The 2,115-nt window shown below is 67.5% G+C and carries 3 protein-coding genes; all 3 read right to left on the reverse strand.

Going from position 1 to position 2,115, the window contains the following annotated elements; translation table 11 throughout:
- A partial coding sequence (gene ribA / locus Q4E95_RS09995; RefSeq protein WP_303383167.1) for a GTP cyclohydrolase II occupies positions 1-851 on the reverse strand: 851 nt, incomplete at its 3' end.
- Positions 852-928: 77 nt separating this feature from the next.
- A complete protein-coding gene (locus Q4E95_RS10000; protein WP_303383168.1) occupies positions 929-1,588 on the reverse strand; it encodes a CDP-alcohol phosphatidyltransferase family protein in 660 nt (219 codons plus the stop codon).
- A gap of 48 nt (positions 1,589-1,636) precedes the next feature.
- Positions 1,637-2,068, reverse strand: coding sequence for a protein-tyrosine phosphatase family protein (locus Q4E95_RS10005; protein ID WP_303383169.1), 432 nt, complete (start codon positions 2,066-2,068; stop codon positions 1,637-1,639).
- Positions 2,069-2,115: the final 47 nt, after the last annotated feature.

Below are 2,115 nucleotides of genomic sequence, written 5' to 3' on the forward strand. Positions count from 1 at the left end.
ACGGCCCGTACCGTGAGCTGCGGGTCGTCCCGGGTGACCGTGGTGGCCCCCACCACCACCGCGTCCACCGCTGCGCGTAACCGATGCAGGTGGGTGCGATCGGCCTCGCCGGAAACGAACTCCGCGTCCCCGCCGCGGGCCGCAATGAAACCGTCCGCGCTCTGGGCCAATTGCGCGACGATCTCCGGGTGCTCGGCCAGGGTCCTGTAGACCGGGAAGGTGTCTTCCTGTACGGAGACCCGTCCGGCCAGCGGATCATGGCGCATGCGCCGGCGCTTGGTCTGTAAATAATGGGAGTTCTCGGGCCGGTCCAGAACCGGCAGCACCACCCGGTCCGCCACCGTGATACCCAGGCTGGTTAGAGCTTCCGCCTTGGCCGGGTTGGAGGACAAGAGGCGAACCGTGGGGATCCCCAGGTGCCTGAGCATCTCCGCGGCCGCGGTGTAATCCCGGGCATCGTCCGGCAAACCCAACGCCCGATTGGCGTCCACGGTGTCCATACCGTCATCTTGGAGCGCATAGGCCCGCAGCTTGGCGGCCAGGCCGATCCCACGGCCCTCATGGCCGCGCAAGTACAACAGGATCCCCGTGCCCTCCGCGGCAATGGCCTGCAGGGCCGCCTCCAGCTGATCGCCGCAGTCGCAGCGGTGCGAACCGAGGGTGTCTCCGGTAAGGCATTCACTGTGCATACGCACGATCGGCGCCTCGGCCTGAGCCGGATCGCCCATCAGCATGGCCACGTGTGTGACGTTGCCAAAGGTGTAGGCGCACGTGGTGAAGACGCCGTGATCGGTGGGCAGCACGGTCCGGGACTCGAGCACAAGTGCGTGATCCTGTTCTGACTGATGCATGCGTTTCAGTCTATGGTCAGCACGCCGCCGGACGGGCCACGGAAATGCCCGGGGCCGCGTCTGTGTCGCTGAGCGGCTCAGGTGCCGGAGCGAACGCCATGACCTTCCAGCCACACGATGTCCCGCCCGAACGAGTACAGCACCGACACCACCGCTGCCGCGACGCAGAGCACCCCGAACGGCGGAACGGCCACCGCAATCGGTGTGCCCGCGGCGAGCAAGAGGATCCCCTGGGCGGCGGCAATCACCCTGCGACTCAGGGATGCGGGCAGCTGCCGCCGCCACGCCGGACGGAGAACGACCACCAGATGGAACACGTAATACATCAGTCCCGGGATCAGGCACCACGGTCCCCACAGGGCAACGAGTGCCACGGACAGAATGAGGATGAACAGCGCGTCCACGGTCTCGTCGTACAGCGCACCGGCGCGGGTGCTCCCGGTGCTGCGCGCAATTTTCCCGTCCAGGCCGTCCATGACCAGGGCCGTTGCACCCAGCGCCACGGCGGTCCAGGTGAACCCCGGGTCGTCGCCGGCCAAGAACAATGCCGAGACAATCACGATGAGCCCGAGCCTGAGCGTGGTCAGGTCATCCGCGCGGGTCCATGGATCGCGACGCAACAGACTCCGCGCGGCACCGATCACGGCCACGAGAGCACACACCACGGCATCGACCAGGTCGGACGAGATTAATCCGGCGATCGCCACGGCCATGGTGAGAACCAGGAAGGGAAACACGCTCCACCGGACTGGACGATCCCCACCATTTCCCATGGGGCTAGTTTGTTACATGAGCTCAGCCGTCCGCTTGAGCCACGCTTTCTGAGCGCGAGTTTCCACGGCACGCGGGTGATAGTGCGCACGAACCCAGGCCACGGCGTCGTCGGCGGCCACCCCGCTCATCACGGCGAGCAGGGCAATGGCCGTTCCCGTGCGACCGACTCCCCCGCCGCACGCGATCTCCACGCGCTCGGACACCGCCCGTTCATGGGCTTCGCGCAGTGCCGCCACGGCGTCAAGGGTGTGCGCAGGAACACGGAAGTCCGGCCACTCGACCCAGCGATACGGCCACGCGTGAATGCGGGGGTCCTTCCGCAGTAAATAGACCGCGAATTCCGGCGCCCCACTCCCCCGCCGACGCCGCCGCACTCCGGTCCCGCGCACGGCCCGCCCGTCCGGGAACCTCACGACACCCGCTCCGGTTTTCCACGCGCCCATGCGTCAAGCGTAGGTGCCCCGCAACGGACGAGCCGCCCCGCGGATCG

It is taken from the genome of Kocuria sp. (assembly GCF_030536815.1).
Classification (GTDB): Bacteria; Actinomycetota; Actinomycetes; order Actinomycetales; family Micrococcaceae; genus Kocuria; species Kocuria gwangalliensis.

Bases quoted from the DNA above. Each gene is read 5' to 3' on its own strand.
- Q4E95_RS10005 (WP_303383169.1), bottom strand. From the start codon at position 2,068: ATGGGCGCGTGGAAAACCGGAGCGGGTGTCGTGAGGTTCCCGGACGGG.